This is a genomic window from Oligoflexia bacterium, assembly GCA_035326705.1.
Lineage (GTDB): Bacteria > Bdellovibrionota_G > JALEGL01 > JALEGL01 > JALEGL01 > JALEGL01.
In genome coordinates, this window is sequence record DAOLES010000002.1 from 339983 (window position 1) to 357428 (window position 17446).

Below are 17446 nucleotides of genomic sequence, written 5' to 3' on the forward strand. Positions count from 1 at the left end.
ATAAGCTAAAAACAACATAATTTACTATTGATAATAGAATTTTATTTAAAATAGCTAAAGGGAGACAAATGAAATCAATTAATCCTCTTGATGGAAGCATCATTAAAGAATACCAAGAATATTCTGAGCAACAGGTTCTAGAAATTATTGATAGATGTCACAACGAATTTTTTAATTGGAAACAAGTCAACATTGACCAACGCTGTCAATTGTTGCTTAAAACCAAAGAGCAGTTGCTTGCAGAAAAAAATAGGCTAGCCCATTTGATGGCAGATGAAATGGGTAAAAGACTTGTTGAAGGTGAGGCTGAAATAGAAAAATGTGCCTGGCTTTGTGAGTATTACGCCAACAATGCCAAACAGTTTTTAAAAGCTATTTCTGTGCAAACAGATTACAACAGCAGTGAAATTCATTTTTCTCCAATTGGTGTTGTGTTTGCAGTTATGCCTTGGAATTATCCATTTTGGCAGGTTTTTAGATTTGCGGTTCCTAACTTGGTGGCCGGCAATGTTGGTGTTCTTAAACATGCCAGCAATGTTAGTGCCTGTGCTTTAGAGATTGAAAAAATTTTTAGAGATTCTGGATTTCCTGAGTATTGTTTTAAGACCTTGCTGATGGGTAGTGATAAAGTTGAAACTATCATAAAAAATCCAAAAGTAAGAGCGGTAAGTTTAACGGGTAGTACACAAGCTGGAAAAGCAATTGCACAGCTAGCAGGTCAATATCTTAAAAAATCTGTGCTTGAACTTGGGGGGAGTGATCCATACATTATTCTTGAAGATGCTGACCTTGATCTTGCAGTTGAAAAATTAAGCCAAAGTCGATTACTCAATAGCGGCCAGAGTTGTATTGCGGCCAAGCGATTCATTGTAATAGACAAAGTGCATGATGACTTTGTTCATAAACTTAAACAGCAAATGAGCTGTAAAATAATGGGAAGTCCTAAAGAGCCAGATGTTGACTTAGGACCCATGGCAAGATTTGACTTAAGAGATGAGCTTCATGAACAAGTACAAGCCAGCATTCAACAAGGTGCAAAATGTATACTTGGTGGGGAAGTAGATTCCTTGAGTCCAGGAGCGTTTTATCCACCTACAATTTTAATCAATGTTAAAAAAGGAATGAAAGCTTATTCAGAAGAATTGTTTGGCCCGGTTGCGAGTGTGATTAAAGTAAATTCTATTGAGGAAGCCATTGAGGTTGCCAATGATTCAGATTTTGGTCTTGGGGCAGCAATTTTTTCTAAAGATATTGAAAAAGCTCAAATAATTGCAAAAAATAAAATTGATAGTGGGGCATGTTTTGTCAATGATTTTGTAAAATCTGATCCCAGGCTTCCTTTTGGCGGCGTCAAAGAAAGTGGGTATGGCCGAGAGCTCTCTCAATTTGGTATTCATGAATTTATGAATATAAAGACCGTTTGTGTAAAGTGATATTATAACTTAGAAAACAAAGTTAACTTGCCATGAATTGTTAAGTTTACGCATCATGGCAAGTTCTTATAATTAAGTTAGTTTAGATTAAACTGCTTTCTCCAACGTGGCAGAGCAATCAGTAAAACAAACAGTACAATGAGTAGATCAGTTTGACTACTGGTGTTGCTGCAGCCACCACCACTGATGTCACTTTTAACAACATCGCATGCATCACCAATATCATCACCATCCAAATCATCTTGGCCAGCATTAGATACAACTGGACAGTTGTCTTCAAAATCTAAGATACTGTCATTATCATCATCACTGTCACAAGAGTCACCCATTAAATCTTGATCTGTATCAACTTGATCAAAGTTGGGGACCATAATACAGTTATCTTCCTCAGCACAGTTGGAAAAAAAGTTCAACCTAATTTTCTTATTTATCTGTACATAAATGCAAAAAACTTAAAAAAACAATTTAGGTACAATTAAATTTATACTTTTTATGATTCAATGGAATTAACGATACAAATTGTTTAACCTTTTTGCATGTGGCGATATCCACGATAGCTTCCAGTAGACATCATTTCTGTGTATAAAGCGATAAGAGAGTTTAATCGCTGAAGCAAAAGCTGTTTTTCTTTTAAACATTCTGGGTTTGAAGGTTTAATGTTTTGTAATTGAGAGCTCAGTTGCTGCATAAGATGATAGTTATCTTCTTTTATGGATAAATCTGCTTTGAGCAAGACCATATCTCTAAAGTAGATATTTAGGCGTGTAACGTGCTGTTTGATACTGAACAATGTTTTTGAGCAGGCGTGTAATAAACCAGGCATAAAAGAACATCTGAAATATCTGGCTTCATTCATTAAGGAGGCATGCTTTTCTGCAAAACGGTAATTTGAAGTCACAGTGGGTTTTTCAAATATATAGTTATCATGAATGACAGTGGCACTGTGTTCGCTGTAAGGGTCTGCAAAGTAAAAAACAACAATATCTAAGAAGTTACGATCATCAGGGTGTATTTCACTACAATAATTATTTAAATAAAAAGTCAATTCATCATGACCAACGTAACTGAGTTGATCAAGCATGCCTTGCACCATTAAGCTGGTGTTATGACAGTTGAAACCATTGTAAACCACATGTTCACCCGGGTTATCTACAAAAAATTGAAAAGCTTTGGGTAATATAGCGTCTATTACAATAGGCAGATCATATTTGAGATGTTGGGTATTAGGGCATAAGCCTTGTTTATTGAGAAGAAGGAATAAAAGTTCTTTAACTGCATCAGCATAACCTAAAAGCACCCAATGTGATTGGTAATGAATGATATCAGCTTGTTCCTTATTAATTAATTGTTGATGCCGCTTTTGAATAGATCTTATGGTAATTGTAATGTTTTCCAGAGTTTGAGTATCTTTTATAAAGCTGGCTTTTGCACATTTAGGACTTTTTGCTAAAGCAAATGTACAATTCATACTAACGCCAATGACAACTATCAATAAAATACAATGAAAGATTGTTCGCATGCATGCCCCTACACTACAAATCTCTAATAAACAACTACCCCATTATGAGATAAATTTAAAGTCAAATCAAGTGGCAATTTGTCAATAAAACAAGAAGGATAGACTTTTACCAATCAAAATCACTCAATAAACCTAGTTCAAGATGTAACTTTAAATCGATGACTAACGAAAGTTATGTGTGTACACAAAATAGAGATGTTAACTAAAAAGTACGGAGTTAATTATGGATGATAAAGATAAAATGGATAAAAAAGTTAAAGAGCAGCTTTATGATAAAAAAAACAATGATAAAAATACAGTGGACAAAAACATTGATCCTCGTCCGGTGGAAGAAGATGAAGGCCGCCAAAACCTTGATAATACTAATACAAGACGTGAAATCAATGAAAAAGTCAATTACAAGCCACGGGATAATTGTTAAAAAGGTAATTGAATAAAATGAATCAATATAAGAATTTAAAAGCGATCTATATCAATACTTCCTTAAAAAAACATTCAGAACAGAGTCATACAGGTCATCTGCTTGCGGCATCAGCAAATATATTAGAAAAGCAAGGCTTGACGGTTGAAAAAGTTCATATGCTTGATTATGAAATACCTCCAGGAGTTTATCCCGATATGACAGAGCATGGATGGTCAGGTGATGATTGGCCAAAAGTGTGGGAGAAAATAAAATCAAGTGACATTTTAGTTGTTGGAACACCGATTTGGCTGGGAGAAGAAAGCTCTGTCTGTCGCGTATTGATTGAACGATTGTATGCCATGTCAGGTGAGCTTAATGCTAAAGGGCAATCTATATATTATGGTAAAGTAGGTGGTTGTGTGATTACTGGCAATGAAGATGGGATTAAACATGTTGCAATGACGGTTGGTTATGCATTAAGCCATCTGGGCTATACCATCCCACCACAAGCAGACTGTGGCTGGATTGGTGAGGCTGGTCCAGGCCCATCCTATGGTGATAAAAAGGAAGATGGATCATACGTTGGCTTTGATAATGATTTCACCATGCGCAACACAACCATTATGTCCTGGAACCTTATGCACATGGCCAGCATTCTTAAACAACATCCACTGCCAAATCATGGCAATGATCGCAGGGCGTGGAAATCTGGGTCACGATTTGATTTTGAAAATCCTGAGTATCGAGTTTGAATGCATTAACAGCGAGTAAGTAATATCAGATAGAATAATGAACAGATCCTAAACTATAGAAAATAGTTGCAGACGGTTTGTATATTATTATTTACAGTTAAACCAAGAGAGCTCAACAAATTTTTGAGTTATTTTAAAACTGAAGAAAAAACTTTTAGATCAGAAATTTTTGTCTATACTGAGAGCTTAGAAGGAGAGGCATCATGTCAAAATCTAATTTTGAGACTGCCAATGTGCAACTAATCAATGATAACAGTGTTCAAGTAAAACGAAAATTTATTGCAAACAAAGATTTAGTTTACGAGTCCTATACCAAACCAACGACCTTAAAACGTTGGCTGTCTGGATATTCTGGTTGGGAAATGTCAGAATGTGAAATGGAAGTCAATGAAGGCGGCCAATACAGTTGGCGATGGCGCAACAGCTCTGAAAATAGCGAATTTGGATTCCTAGGAAAATTTCTTAAAGTTGTCCCACAACAAAAGATTCAACACACTCAAGTTTTTGATCCCGGATCTTTTGGAGGAGATATGGGGGCAGAGTATATAGTCACATTGGAATTTTCTGAATCAAATGGGAGTACTTTAGTTACAACAACCATTCAATATCCAAGCAAAGAAGATCGTGACCTGGCATTATCGACTGGTATGACAGATGGTATGGAGATAAATTACAAGCAACTGGATACTTTACTTAAAATTTAGTTTAAATTTTAAGTGGCCAGGTGTTTTTTACTTTATTCAATATCATAACGTAACATGAACCCTAAATTGGCGACTCCTCCCAAAAAAGTTTCAGGATTTTGTGTTGTTCCGTCTGAGTAGTACATGCTGGTGGTATCTACAAAAAAACCAAGGCGTGTATTTGGTATGCTTTTTAAATGGCTTAGCAATTGAGCACCAAGATAAAACATATTAGCACGTGAATCATTTCCATCTAGAACAGCTTGCCGGCTTTTTTCATATTTTGATGCTAGATCATGTGCATAACAAATATTGAGTATAATATCACACGCTTTGAGCACAGCAGAGTGGCGTGGTTTTAAACGAATAATCTGTTGATGCTGAATCATGGGCCCACTTGTTGTTGCGCCAGTCATAAGATCACCAGGGGTTTCAAAGTACTGGGCCAAGCTTGCTTCTTCAGGTTTGTGTAGGTAGCCAAAACCTGATTTGTGCCCGGCTTCTAAAAAATCTCCTTGTGTCCAATTGTATTTATCCAGTTCATTGTCTGACATAATTCCATTAATCCAAGGGAAAGCAATAATCATGCTTTGTGTGGGCTCTCCTTTAGCCAGGAAAAAAGGATCAAATTTTTTGATGAGGTCTTTTCCACCTGCTTGATTGATGAGTGCCAGCTCCGGTTGGATAGACCTATCTTTGGCTCTATATTGTAAGCTTAGAAAATAATTGAAGCTTTTGGCCAAAGGAACACTGGCATTGCTTTGATGCGTATTCCAAGTTCCTACTTTAAATTGCAGGTATTTGTTTTGTTTTATAGGAAAAGTAACCAAGGTTTTTCCTTGGTAGCTTGCGGGTTCAATATCTTGGATGGCATAACCCAAAACCAAGTGTGCTTGAAAATCAACTTTTTCATGCTCTGACTCTTCTTCCAGCTGTTGATACAGTTTACTTACTTCAATAATTGGAGCAGCATCTGTATTATGATTTATAACCCCCATTTGTTCTAAATCTGACCAGCTTAAATATACAGTGTTTTGGGCAAGGATAGGTTTAAGTAGCAAAAATAGTGCACATAAAAATAATCGAATTAAGTTGATATTAAAGTGTTTCATTGTGTTCCCCAATTAATATTTGACGCAACGTAGTATATAAAAATTCTTTTTGCAAGCCCATAAATTTGGATAGCATAAGTTTATATTATATTGGGTAGTTTAATGAGCTCTTTAATAGGTGAGACTTTGATCGTTGACACAACTGTAAAAAAAACATATAACGCAATTTGTCACGCTTGTTTAGGTTGTGCAATTGATTTAGGGGATCTTAATACAATGAGAAAAAAAATAAATACATCAGGTATATCTTGTTTGGTAAAAATCAAAAACAGACTAATGTTATGTACAGTCCTATTCTTTGGTTTAAGCCTAGGTTGGGCACAAAATCAGCTTACACATGAAAAAATTGTAGAAAACATTGAAGGGTTTCAGCACCATTATGAAAGAGAAATGGGGTATCATGATCAGCGTGAAAAGGCTGAATTTGATGAATTTTTAAAGCAAACATTAAGATTATTGAGAAAAACTAAAACTGAATTTTCTTTTCAAACCGATTGGAATGAAATTAATCAGAATTTTTCTTCTGTTTCATCGTATCAAAAACACGTAGCTCCTGGGTTTTTTAACCCTTCAAAAAGTTTATTGGAAATCAATTATCCTAAACTTGATGTTTTATTAAATGAGCGTTTTAGAGGAGCAAAGCTACAATATGATCCCAGAGTGTTTAATAATCTCAGAGGACAGTTTTATTTATTAACCAGGTTGTATTATGACAATAAATTCAGTGATAGAAACTATGAGGGTGATCTCGCGGTCCAAAAGAGCTTGAGCCATAAGGCTTTGCTTTTTCAACCTCAGGATGTATTAAAACTTACAGTTGATCAAAACACAAATTTTGTTTTTCAAGTTGATATAGAGTTTAAAAATATTTTAAAACAATTGGTTCTTCGTGAAACTTTGGCCCATCTTGCATCAACTGCAATTATTCAATTTCAACCAGATAATTCTGGGCTTGCGCGTTCTTATTATCCAGAAAAATCCGAGTTTATGAACCCGCAAACACAATATTTTAAAAGAGTAGGGCAAATCATAGAGATGTATACGGAAGTTCTCTTTTTTGATCTTTTGGGGGCACAGTTTTCTCATGATAGAAAATACATTGAAGAATACGATATGATTTTTTCACCCGAGGGAAATACCATAAGAGAATTTAATCATGAGCCCTTGGTATTTCAAGGACCTACAGATTTTTATCAAAGACTATTTGCGCATACAACATTATCTGGTGACAATTTAGAATCTATTGCAATTGAGAAATTGTATGAAATGATTGAAGTGTTAGGAGATGATTTTAAACGGAACTCTGAAGTACGCACCTGGTTGTTTATTGAAATGAATAATTTAGGCTTATTGTTAGAAGATGGAAACAGTCAATTGCGTAATGGTTATATGCCGCAAGTGATTAATGCCCAAACCAATAAAGAAGCCTGGAGCAGGTTTGTACAATCTATGGAACGTTGTATGCGTTGTACATGGCTTTCAGACTATGTTGCTGCTGTTGATGAATATATTCAACGAGGACAATTGGATAAAACATTATCAGAAAGTGAGTATGAAATTAGAAGATTAAGTTCAGTGGGGCCACTATTTTCTTATGATGTGGTTGTACCCTATTTAATTAATCATGCTTTTGTTGACCTTGCTTTACCTTTAGAGTTTGAAACAAAACTCTTAAACCAAAATACACGAGAAGAAGAGTTAAGACAGTTACAACTAAAACAACGTAGCAATTATGCTCAGAAAATTATCTCTGGGACTGTTAAGATTACTGATGCGCCAGTAGAGCAAATGTTTTTAGGCTTGGCTTCAAGGCATATTGCTGAAGCTATGATAGATCGAGCAACTTTGGCTCCTAATCGTTCTGATCTTTATTTTGAATTTGATTCTAATTCTGCCAATATTAATTTAATCAAAGAAAATATTGAAGAGGCTTCAGCAGTAGCATTGTATATTTTATTTAATGGTGAGAGGCCTTCTTCAATTGAGGATACCAATGCCCAGTTTGATCAGTTAAGTAAAACTTATGGAAACACATTTAAAGACGCAAAATCCTATCTTTTCAATTTAGCGAGTGAAGATAGAGTCATGTATATTTATGTAGACTATATTTTAAAACAAATAAAAAGCCGTTTGTGAAATATATAAAACAGCTAATACCGGCACTATAAAGCCAAAGTATTGTTATTTATGTAATGTAAAGAGTAATATGTATTTTTTTAAAATTTTTTATTTATTAATAGAAGTATCAATATGAAACAATCAATTATTTTATGGGTATTGTTTTTAACAACAGTAATATCGCAAGTATCAAAAGCACAGGAAACAGTTAAAATTGAGGATGCTATTTTGTTTGAAGAACAAATGTTTTCTTGTGTCTTTAAACTTCAGGTTGCAAAATGGTTTACACCTAAAAATAGTTTAGACCAGTTAAATGTTAATTTAAGCCATCTAGTTAAAGATCTAAACAACTTTAGAATAGAATGGATTACTCAAAGCCTATTTGAAAAAAATCGTTCAACATTTTTAAATCATCAAACATTTTTAAAATTAAAGTGTGAAGAATTATTAAAAATTTATTCTGAACCGGTCTATGCAGTACCAGAAAAAATATTTCCCGCCTTGGTGGTTTTTACGCATGCATCTGGTTTTTGGGATGGTTCTTTATCTACTCAATTGGGAATTCAGAATTTTTTTAATGATATCCAAGCTCATAAAAAAATCTCAAATAAAATCCCAGTATTTATTTTGACTGAATTGGGATGGAAAATATCGCCTTTTATAGAATATGATAAAAATAAAATAAACTATCTCTTAAATGACTTTGAACAGGCAATTGTGGCCAGATCACAGGGTGGAGAGTTTCCATTGTTGCTTCAAGAAAAGTTTAGAAGTCCAAATATCATTTTTTCTGGAGGTTATGTTGATGGATGTTTGTTTAAGTCAATTTTAGAATCAATTAATTTTATTCCTAATCTTCAAGAAAAACAAAAAACCAACTTTATACTCATTAAAGAAAACATATATTATCAAATCAATCGAAGTGAATATACCTACTATAACCCCAATAGAAAGCAAGGTGATGCGTATGAATTTAACTTACAAGAATTATCTCAACGTTGGCCTATGGAAAAAATTAAGTCAGACATATTAAACTCTTATTTTAACCAATTAACAGAGTCAATACAGGATAATAATAATTTTAATAGAGTTGAAATCAGCTGGGACGGTAAAAGAATTGACTTTAATGATATGGATGATGAATCTGGTTTAGATAAAACACTTCATGTACAATTTGTCTCTCTATCAGAGGCTACGAGGTTATTAAAAAAATACAGTGATTAAAAAATAATAATCTTTGAGAATACTTTCTGAAGCCCTTGGTACCTATTCTGCTGAATTTATGTTATGTGTGAAGCCTTTGAGTTTGAGTAAAAGATAACAGCTTAATTTTTACTAAACTGGTTTCTAAACTGAGATGAAGTATACAATACAAATAAAATTTATCTTATATGTTACTTTTAGTGCTTTAGTTATGTCCTGTAGTACACTAAAGAGTAATCCAAAATCTATATGTGATGGTAGAGTAGTTATTGATAGTTCTTTATTAATAGACTTTTCAAAAAATGAAAAAAAGATTTTATGTGGTGACTCGGGAGTAGAAGCGTGGAGTGATCTACCTTTGATTCAAACTGAGGTAACGCTTAAAAAAATTCTAAAAAATAGAAGTTTTTTTGATGTTCAAACATCTATCTCTAATAACAAACTTTATGTAACAACAGGTCAATTACATTACATAGAAAAAATAATGTTTCATAATGCTCCAGAGGATTTTGAAAAAGTTCGCTATATTGCTTGGCAGGATAAAACGTTAACCTCAGAAAATTTAGATAAAGTTGAAGTATGGGTCATGCGTAGATTAAAATTTATGGGTTATGCTTGTGCAAAAGTAGAACTTAAAGCAATGGTGGAAACAAAAACTCTACATGTGTATATAGAACCAGGTATACAATATACTTTTCCTCAAATTATCCAGGATAAAAAAAATAACCAATATTTAAAACCAGGAGTCTTACCCAGGTTTTACGCCTTTAGAACCGGAGATCAATTTAATGGTGATTTATTAGAGCTGTCTTCAAAAAGAACAGAAAACTCTGGCATTATTAATCACTCTTACTTTTTAACTGAATGCCAAGACAATGAGCTGCAAGTAACACAAAAAATTAAACTGGGTGCAAATCGCTTATTTAAAGTAGGAGCCGGAGCCAGTACGGAGGAGTTGCCTATATTAAAATTTGGATGGAAAAATAGTCGTGTAGGGAAAAGTGGCTCTTCTTTATTTGCAGATCTGTATGCTTCTCAAATCAATCAAAATATACGCTTAGGGTTTGAGTGGCATGCTTTTTCTGCTAACCGTTGGTTTATGCTGCCCAGCATAGAAGCTAGAAGAATTCGGGATGGGCAGCAAAAGTTTTTAGATTTGAATACTTTTTTTGAATTTGGTGCCAAATTAGATTCAAGAAATAATACATATTCTTTTAAAGGTGGACCAGGAATGATTATTGAAAATACTGAGAAAGGTCCGTTTGATGGGGCAAAAGAATTTGGTATCTTACGCAGTTCACTTGAAATAAGCAGTAATGACTTTGAAATTTTTTTAACAGAGCCACGCAGAGGTTTTCAATTTAATTTTATTTCATCTTTAATATTTGCCAGTAACAGGAAGTCAGTTGGAACCCAGCATTTTAAAATAAGTGGAACCCGGTTGTGGAATGTCTATAATTTTGGACCACCCAAGTATGTTTTTGGTTTGCGCTTTGGTTTAGAATCAGTTGTATCAACACAGTTTAATGTGCGTGATTTTATTCCTCAACATTATTTTCAATGGCTGGGAGGAGATGCCAGTATTAGAGGGTTTAGCAGGAGAGAAATCCCAAACAATGATCTTGGAGCTTTATCAAGCCTTTATGGCGGCAGTGAATTTCGTTTTGTTTCACTTTTTGCAAATACAATTGATCCATTTATTTTTTTAGATTTAGGAATGGTTGGAGATAGAAATTTTAAACTTGATCCTACAGTATATGGGTCTCCAGGTCTTGGCCTTAGGTATGATTCTTTTATTGGAACCTTAAGAGCAACAGTTGCACATGGCTTTGTGTTTGGCAATGCTGAAAATGTTGAGCAGCATCCACAGTTTTTTTTGAGTTTGGGAAGAGAGTTTTAATGAAGAAGCTATCAAAAATAATTTTATATGGTGTAGTAGTTTTTTTTGTATTTTTTATAACGGTTGTCTCAGTTGTATGGTTTTTTCCAAAAACTGTTATCAATAAACCAGTTTTAAGCTGGCTCTATCAACAACAGAAATTTATAAAGTTTGAAGGCGGTTTCCCTGAGTCATTGTATGTTGATGCTAGCAATACGGGTCTTATGACTAAAAAATTTAAAATTAAAGTGTCAGATAGCTGTGTAACTACAGCAAATAAAGTTATAGAAGGGTGTGTGGATCTAGTAGATCTAGAAACAGAAGTTGATTTTTCAGGCTTTTCTCTCAAATTAAAGTCTTTAGGGCCTATTTTCCTTCATACCAAGGGTTTAAAATTTCAAGTCCAAGCCAATACAAAACAAAAAAGCGAAACTCCTTTTATCGTTGAAGATTTTTTATCAGAAAATTTCTATATGAATGATTTGGACATTGATCTTGCTAACACAACCATTGTCAATGGTACAAGTCAATATACCAGCGATTTAAAAATCATTGGTAAAACAGTGGATAGTAACTATACTTTAGATTGCTTTAGTAAACTTAATTATGAAGAATCTAAAAATTTAATATTAACGCTAAAGGCTAAAGTTAACGATTTAAGAAATATTGTGGGTAATCTTGAACTGAAAAATCAAGTAAACAATAAACTTAATGCCCATCTTAAAGGTGACTTAAGTTTAAATGTATATGAATTAAAAGGTACATTTTTAGGTAGTGGATATGCCAATGGGTTGTCTAGCACAATTGAAAAAGTAAGGTTTCAAAAGATAGAGTTTGATAATTCAGATGCCTTTTATTTAAGTTTAGATTTTTCTTCACAACTCTTGTTGGAGTCATATTATACTATTGAGGCATCTGGTCTTCCAAAGCCAGAAATTAAAACAAACTTTTCTGGTAAGGCAGAAGCTCGAGAAAATCAAGCTGGCATCATTGATTATAGGGTTGAGATTCAACCTATAAAGCAATATGGAACAATCATCAATGCCAATACAAAAGGAGCGTATAAAAAAAGTAATCAAACAATCATGATTAAAGAACTTCTTTTTCAAGCTGATATCCCATATTTTGAGAATTTGGTTAAAAAACTGAAGAGAACACAATGGGGCATTCCTGCACCTTTCAATACTTTTAAAGGGAACATTAACTTAAGTCTAGGTAAAAAAGGTCAAATAGGCACACTTGATCAAAAGAAATTTTCTATTCCAATAAATATAAAAACCAATTTAAAATCAAGCCATCAAGCATTTAAAACGCAATCTTCAGGTGAGATAGTTTATGATTCACAAACTAAAAAAGTTAATGTGGACCTAGATGTAGGTTTAAATAATATAAAGTTAGCCATTCCTAATTTTGACCCTGCCAGTAAGTTACCTAAAATAACAAGCGATCAAAGAATTTTAGTGCAGAATAAGAAAAATCAATCATCTCAAAGCTCTGAAGCATTAGAAAAAAATAAAATTGAAAAAAAGAAAAACTCTGTTTTTTCATATGCAATTAAAATCAACACGCCAGATAAACCTATACAAATTATATATGACTTATTTAAACCTTCAGCTAAACTTAGGTTAAAGGGAAACGTTAGTAATGAATCTTCAGTGTTTACAGTGAAAGCTGAGCCATTTAAAGTTGAGTATTTAAAAAGAGAAGCTAAATTAGAAAAATTTATTGTAAAAACAAATTCAAAAAAAGATAGTATTTATTTAGATGGAAAGTTTTTAATTAAAAAAGCTGATTATGACTTATATGTAAATGTTGAGCAAAGGTATGAAACCCCTCGTATTATGCTTTCTTCAAATCCACCTCTTCCTGAAGAAGATATAATTTCTCTTATTCTTTTTAACCAGTTATCCAATGATATTAACAGTGGATCTTCTAATTCAGTTCAGAATACAAGAGCTGCCATAGCCCAAAAAACCATTGGCTTTTTCTCATTTTTTGTTTTGTCATCAACACCGGTAGAAAGCGTAAATTATGATCCTAATACAAAAACATACTCGGCAAGAGTTAAGCTTCCTGGTGGCTTTACAGGGACAGTTGGAAGCGATTGGGATGAAGCACAAGAGGTAGGGATACGTAGAAGTTTAGGAGGGAATTGGGCTATATCTGCTGGCGTAGGAACTGATACACAAGGAGAACAAAAACAAGAGTCTATGCTTGAATGGTTTTATAGATACTAATAAGTGTAAAAGCCTATGTCTCAATTGAAAAAAGTAATCAAAGTTACAGGCTACTTTTCTAAACTAAGTCAAAGTCTGATATAGATTTAAGTGTATTTTTTATAAAAAATTGGAGGTTTAAGATGAGAAAATGCACAATCATTTTAATGAGTTTTTCTTTAATTACTTCTTTACTCAAAGCAGAAGAAAAAGTGCAGCAAAAAATAAGAACTCATAAAGCCCATAGTCATGGCAGTGGTAACTTAAGTTTTGTTACATCTGATAATGCGCTGGTGATTGAATTAAATGTCCCAGCACATGATGTTGTTGGCTTTGAGCATGCCCCCAAAAACGATTCACAAAAATCTTTGGTTAAACAGGCAATTGAGTTTTTAGAGCAATCTAATAGCAATATAAGCTTACCAGAGACAGCCAAATGTAAACCGCAAGATATTGGAAAAGTTGAAACTGAGCTTGATGTAAGTTCTAGCAGTCATGATACTCATGAGCATCACCAAAATAATCATGAGCATGCAGAGTTTCATGTTAAGTATCAATTTACCTGTAAAAACTTAGAAAAGCTAAGTTTTATTAAAGTACTTTCTTTTCAAAAATTTAATAATATCAAAAAACTTAAAGCACAAGGTGTAACTAAAACAGGGCAGTTTGCAAAAACTTTAACGGCAAAATCACCCCAATTTGACTTGAGTAAGTAAGTGGATAACCTTCTTCATATTCGTGATCTTAAATTTAGTTGGTTAAATAATAAAAAACCACTGCTGGATATAGAAGATTTTGCAGTGCAAGCAGGGGATAGAATTTTTCTTCATGGTCCCAGTGGTAGTGGAAAATCAACTTTATTGAATCTTATTGCCGGAGTTTTAGTTCCTCAACAAGGAAAAATTGAAATTCTTAAAACCAATTTGTCTGAGCTATCTTCAGGGCAAAGAGATCAATTTCGTGGCGACCATATGGGCTTTATTTTTCAAATGTTTAATCTTTTGCCTTATTTTTCAGCAATAGAAAATGTGACACTGCCTTCTGAATTTTCAAAGAAAAAATCAAAAAAAGTTTTAAGCAATACCAAGTCTTTAAAAGATGAGGCCTATAGATTACTGTTAGAGTTGAAGTTAGATGCAAAAACTTTAGAAAATAAAAAAGTAACACAACTCAGTGTAGGTCAACAACAAAGAGTGGCCACGGCTAGAGCCCTCATGGGTAGGCCAGAACTTATTATTGCTGATGAACCCACTTCTGCTTTAGATAGAAATATTAGAGATGATTTTTTAAAACTTCTATTTAATGAATGTGATAAGTTTGGAACAACACTCATTTTTGTAAGCCATGATCAAGATTTAGGGAAGATGTTTGATCGTGTTGTTTCACTAAAAGAAATTAACCGAGCAGAAGTTTCAGATTTTGAAGAGAAAGAGATTAAATTATGACTCTTTTGAAAATAACTAAAAAAAGTCTTCTTAATCGCAAAGCAACTACAATGTTAACCATTTTGTCTATTGCTTTAAGTGTAGCCCTTTTACTTGGTATTGAAAGGGTACGGTCAGGAGCCAGAAAAAGCTTTGAATCCACAATTTCCGGTGTAGATCTCATCATTGGCGCTAGGAGTGGATCGGTAAATTTATTGCTTTATTCTGTATTTCGCATTGGCAATGCAACCAACAATATTTCATACGAGTCTTTTGATACATTCAGTCGCCACGAGAATGTTGACTGGACCATCCCAATATCGCTGGGAGATTCTCATCGAGGTTACCGTGTTGTTGGAACCAATCAAAACTACTTCTTACACTATCAATATGGTGATGATCAGCCTTTAGCATTTGCTCAAGGTAAAGCCTTTGAGCATCTATTTGATGTGGTGCTGGGTTCAGAAGTAGCTGAAAAACTTGAATATAACTTGTTAGATAAAATTACGCTATCGCATGGTTCTGATGAAATTGGCTTTCAAGATCATGCTGACAAACCCTTTACCATTGTAGGGATCTTAAAAAAAACGGGTACACCGGTTGATAAATCTGTTCATGTGTCATTAAAAGCTATTGAGGCCCTACATATTGATTGGCAGCAAGGCGCACCACCCATGCCGGGTGAAGAAGTTTCAAAAGATGATGTTCTTGCTATGGATTTAAATCCCGCAGATGTCACAGCTTTTTTTGTTAAGCTAAAGTCAAGAATGGCTATTTTTAATGTACAAAGAGAAGTCAATGACTATGAGGAAGAAGCCTTGATGGCAATTTTACCTGGAGTAACGCTCAGAGATCTTTGGTTAACCGTGGGTTTTGCAGAAAAAACTTTATTTTTAGTGAGCTTACTTGTTTTTTTTGTAAGTTTAATTGGAATGCTTATATCCTTATTGGCAACACTCAATGAAAGAAGAAGAGAAATGGCAATTTTACGATCTGTTGGCGCAAAGAAAGGGTTTGTATTTTCATTACTTATAATTGAAACCTGTGTCCTTGCGGTCATAGGTATTCTTTTTGGTATTTTAATTTTATGTTTCTGCTTGCTAGCCTTTAAACCTATTTTAGAATCCAAGTTGGGTCTTACTGTTGGGTTGTTAACGCCAACCATCAATGATTTTATTTATATTGCTTCTATACTTTTAGCAGCATTCATTGCCAGTATCATTCCTAGTTGGAGAGCCTATAAAAACTCACTGGCAGATGGTCTCACTGTAAGGAATTAGGAGGGTAAAAATGAAAAAGATTTTTTTATATATTTTACTTGTTTTACTGGGCATTGGTTTTGCTGCGGGCTTATTTAAATTTTCTGATCGCTTGCCTATAGCTGTAAAATCTGAGTCAGAGACTAAAACTAAAAAAGTAGAGACTGGTGTTATCCCAAAAATTTATTGGGAAACGCTCAATTTATTCAATTACAAAACTGGTGAAGGGCCTCAAGAACTGACCATGTTAAATGGCAAGCTTGTTGAAATACCTGGTTTTATTGTGCCTTTGACAGATAGTTATTCAGACTTTGATGAATTTCTTTTGGTTCCTAATGCCCAAGCCTGTGTTCATATTCCGCCACCTCCTCCAAATTTAATTGTAGCAGTCAAGCTTAGAAAACCTATGTCTATGGAAGATATATTTTATCCTTCTTGGGTTAAGGGTATTTTTACAATTGAAACTTCAACCAGCGAGTTTGGTAGCGCCTCCTATAAACTGGATGCTATGGAAGTAAGAAAGTATGAATTTTAAATACCAAGAAAGTATTTTGATAGAATACTCATTGACCTCAATGTAATTGTTTGCTTTTAAATTAATCTGAGTCAGCCAAGATTTCTAACAAGTCTAAAAATAAGTTAATCATATCTAGATAAATATTTACAGCAACATCAATAGCAGCTTGCCAAGAAGTTTCTCCTAAAGCATGTAATTTTTCTAGTTGATTAAAGTCATAAAGCAAGTAAATGATGAATATCAAGGCTCCTATATAGGATTTAATGAGGGATAGACGTTCACTTTTAAAATAAAACACATTGGCCAAACCCATAACAATCAATAAAATAAGAGAAATCAATAAAAAGCCACCGAGATAGCCAAAGTCTACTGGGCTTAAATAAACAATTGCAGCTGTTAAGATAACGGATAAAGCAACACCTAGAATAGCCTTGTTAACAATTTTCTGCCATTGTTCTTTGTATTGAGGGTTTTGTATTCTGGTATCTAATTCTAACTGAATTTCTGGGCTAAGCGTATGAATATCTTCTTTTGCAATTCCACGTTCTTTTAAAAATTTGTTTCTTTCATAGCGTATACTTAAATGCGTGATGCTGGGTCCTACTGACCAGCCAACAACAGCAGAAAATAAAGCAACCATGATAATGTTAATGGGGTAGTGGTCAGAGAAGCCTACAACTAAAAACAGTAGTATAAAAGATAACAAGATAGTCCCAATAAATTCAGCTTTGGTCTCATAAGCTTTATTAATTTTTGCCATAGCTGCAGTCACAAGGAGCATTCCACCCAATAATGAAAAAACTTTTACAAACAAAACAGATAACATCAATACTCCTATGACAAAAAGCTATATTTTCCTGCTTATGCTGCAGATCTTATAAGCAAGATTAAAAATTCATTATAACTGAAAATTCCAATATAAGAATAT

At 33.8% G+C, this 17446-nt stretch carries 16 protein-coding genes; 12 read left to right on the plus strand and 4 right to left on the minus strand.

The window, feature by feature from the left end; genetic code table 11:
* Window positions 1-68: 68 nt before the first annotated feature.
* The gene (locus PKC21_04755) at window positions 69-1433 is read left to right on the plus strand and encodes an NAD-dependent succinate-semialdehyde dehydrogenase (protein HMR24647.1); all 1365 of its coding nucleotides are present in this window, start codon (window positions 69-71) and stop codon (window positions 1431-1433) included.
* 77 nt (window positions 1434-1510) lie between these two features.
* Here the strand turns inward: PKC21_04755 and PKC21_04760 are convergent, their stop codons facing one another.
* Together PKC21_04760 and PKC21_04765 are read right to left on the minus strand one after the other, a co-directional pair.
* Window positions 1511-1846: a thrombospondin type 3 repeat-containing protein gene (locus tag PKC21_04760; GenBank protein HMR24648.1), complete on the minus strand. Its 336-nt coding sequence runs from the start codon at window positions 1844-1846 to the stop codon at window positions 1511-1513.
* A gap of 110 nt (window positions 1847-1956) precedes the next feature.
* Window positions 1957-2952, minus strand: coding sequence for a hypothetical protein (locus PKC21_04765; GenBank protein HMR24649.1), 996 nt, complete (start codon window positions 2950-2952; stop codon window positions 1957-1959).
* Between the two features lie 223 nt (window positions 2953-3175).
* Here PKC21_04765 and PKC21_04770 point away from each other — a divergent pair, with 223 nt between their 5' ends.
* From PKC21_04770 to PKC21_04780, 3 genes are all read left to right on the plus strand, one after another.
* Window positions 3176-3373: a hypothetical protein gene (locus PKC21_04770; protein HMR24650.1), complete on the plus strand. Its 198-nt coding sequence runs from the start codon at window positions 3176-3178 to the stop codon at window positions 3371-3373.
* A gap of 17 nt (window positions 3374-3390) precedes the next feature.
* Complete coding sequence (locus PKC21_04775) at window positions 3391-4107, plus strand: NAD(P)H-dependent oxidoreductase (GenBank protein ID HMR24651.1); 717 nt, start codon at window positions 3391-3393, stop codon at window positions 4105-4107.
* A 203-nt stretch (window positions 4108-4310) separates the two neighbouring features.
* Window positions 4311-4811, plus strand: coding sequence for an SRPBCC domain-containing protein (locus PKC21_04780; GenBank protein ID HMR24652.1), 501 nt, complete (start codon window positions 4311-4313; stop codon window positions 4809-4811).
* A 32-nt stretch (window positions 4812-4843) separates the two neighbouring features.
* On the opposite strand, the gene PKC21_04785 is transcribed toward PKC21_04780, so the two are convergent.
* Entirely contained in the window at window positions 4844-5902 is a 1059-nt protein-coding gene (locus PKC21_04785) for a hypothetical protein (protein HMR24653.1), read from the minus strand.
* Between the two features lie 216 nt (window positions 5903-6118).
* Here PKC21_04785 and PKC21_04790 point away from each other — a divergent pair, with 216 nt between their 5' ends.
* The 8 genes from PKC21_04790 to PKC21_04825 all read left to right on the plus strand — a co-directional run bounded on the left by PKC21_04790 (window position 6119) and on the right by PKC21_04825 (window position 16536).
* On the plus strand, window positions 6119-8038 hold the full coding sequence (locus PKC21_04790; protein ID HMR24654.1) for a hypothetical protein: 1920 nt from the start codon (window positions 6119-6121) through the stop codon (window positions 8036-8038).
* A gap of 114 nt (window positions 8039-8152) precedes the next feature.
* Window positions 8153-9244, plus strand: a complete 1092-nt coding sequence (locus tag PKC21_04795; GenBank protein HMR24655.1) for a hypothetical protein — start codon at window positions 8153-8155, stop codon at window positions 9242-9244.
* 190 nt (window positions 9245-9434) lie between these two features.
* On the plus strand, window positions 9435-11123 hold the full coding sequence (locus tag PKC21_04800; protein HMR24656.1) for a hypothetical protein: 1689 nt from the start codon (window positions 9435-9437) through the stop codon (window positions 11121-11123).
* Complete coding sequence (locus tag PKC21_04805; protein ID HMR24657.1) at window positions 11123-13339, plus strand: translocation/assembly module TamB domain-containing protein; 2217 nt, start codon at window positions 11123-11125, stop codon at window positions 13337-13339. Before PKC21_04800 ends, PKC21_04805 begins: the two co-directional genes overlap by 1 nt.
* Before the next feature lie 122 nt (window positions 13340-13461).
* Window positions 13462-14034, plus strand: coding sequence for a DUF2796 domain-containing protein (locus tag PKC21_04810; protein ID HMR24658.1), 573 nt, complete (start codon window positions 13462-13464; stop codon window positions 14032-14034).
* Entirely contained in the window at window positions 14035-14763 is a 729-nt protein-coding gene (locus PKC21_04815) for an ABC transporter ATP-binding protein (protein ID HMR24659.1), read from the plus strand.
* A complete protein-coding gene (locus PKC21_04820; GenBank protein ID HMR24660.1) occupies window positions 14760-16022 on the plus strand; it encodes an ABC transporter permease in 1263 nt (420 codons plus the stop codon). Before PKC21_04815 ends, PKC21_04820 begins: the two co-directional genes overlap by 4 nt.
* A 10-nt stretch (window positions 16023-16032) precedes the next feature.
* On the plus strand, window positions 16033-16536 hold the full coding sequence (locus PKC21_04825) for a DUF3299 domain-containing protein (GenBank protein ID HMR24661.1): 504 nt from the start codon (window positions 16033-16035) through the stop codon (window positions 16534-16536).
* A gap of 61 nt (window positions 16537-16597) precedes the next feature.
* On the opposite strand, the gene PKC21_04830 is transcribed toward PKC21_04825, so the two are convergent.
* Window positions 16598-17344, minus strand: a complete 747-nt coding sequence (locus tag PKC21_04830; GenBank protein HMR24662.1) for a Bax inhibitor-1 family protein — start codon at window positions 17342-17344, stop codon at window positions 16598-16600.
* Between the last annotated feature and the right edge of the window lie 102 nt (window positions 17345-17446).

What these genes read in the sequence shown, in the direction of transcription:
- PKC21_04755 (HMR24647.1), top strand. Translation starts at nt 69, where the DNA reads ATGAAATCAATTAATCCTCTTGATGGAAGCATCATTAAAGAATACCAA.
- PKC21_04765 (HMR24649.1), bottom strand. Translation starts at nt 2,952, where the DNA reads ATGCGAACAATCTTTCATTGTATTTTATTGATAGTTGTCATTGGCGTT.
- PKC21_04770 (HMR24650.1), top strand. Translation starts at nt 3,176, where the DNA reads ATGGATGATAAAGATAAAATGGATAAAAAAGTTAAAGAGCAGCTTTAT.
- PKC21_04775 (HMR24651.1), top strand. Translation starts at nt 3,391, where the DNA reads ATGAATCAATATAAGAATTTAAAAGCGATCTATATCAATACTTCCTTA.
- PKC21_04780 (HMR24652.1), top strand. Translation starts at nt 4,311, where the DNA reads ATGTCAAAATCTAATTTTGAGACTGCCAATGTGCAACTAATCAATGAT.
- PKC21_04785 (HMR24653.1), bottom strand. Translation starts at nt 5,902, where the DNA reads ATGAAACACTTTAATATCAACTTAATTCGATTATTTTTATGTGCACTA.
- PKC21_04790 (HMR24654.1), top strand. Translation starts at nt 6,119, where the DNA reads ATGAGAAAAAAAATAAATACATCAGGTATATCTTGTTTGGTAAAAATC.
- PKC21_04795 (HMR24655.1), top strand. Translation starts at nt 8,153, where the DNA reads ATGAAACAATCAATTATTTTATGGGTATTGTTTTTAACAACAGTAATA.
- PKC21_04800 (HMR24656.1), top strand. Translation starts at nt 9,435, where the DNA reads ATGTCCTGTAGTACACTAAAGAGTAATCCAAAATCTATATGTGATGGT.
- PKC21_04805 (HMR24657.1), top strand. Translation starts at nt 11,123, where the DNA reads ATGAAGAAGCTATCAAAAATAATTTTATATGGTGTAGTAGTTTTTTTT.
- PKC21_04810 (HMR24658.1), top strand. Translation starts at nt 13,462, where the DNA reads ATGAGAAAATGCACAATCATTTTAATGAGTTTTTCTTTAATTACTTCT.
- PKC21_04820 (HMR24660.1), top strand. Translation starts at nt 14,760, where the DNA reads ATGACTCTTTTGAAAATAACTAAAAAAAGTCTTCTTAATCGCAAAGCA.
- PKC21_04825 (HMR24661.1), top strand. Translation starts at nt 16,033, where the DNA reads ATGAAAAAGATTTTTTTATATATTTTACTTGTTTTACTGGGCATTGGT.
- PKC21_04830 (HMR24662.1), bottom strand. Translation starts at nt 17,344, where the DNA reads ATGTTATCTGTTTTGTTTGTAAAAGTTTTTTCATTATTGGGTGGAATG.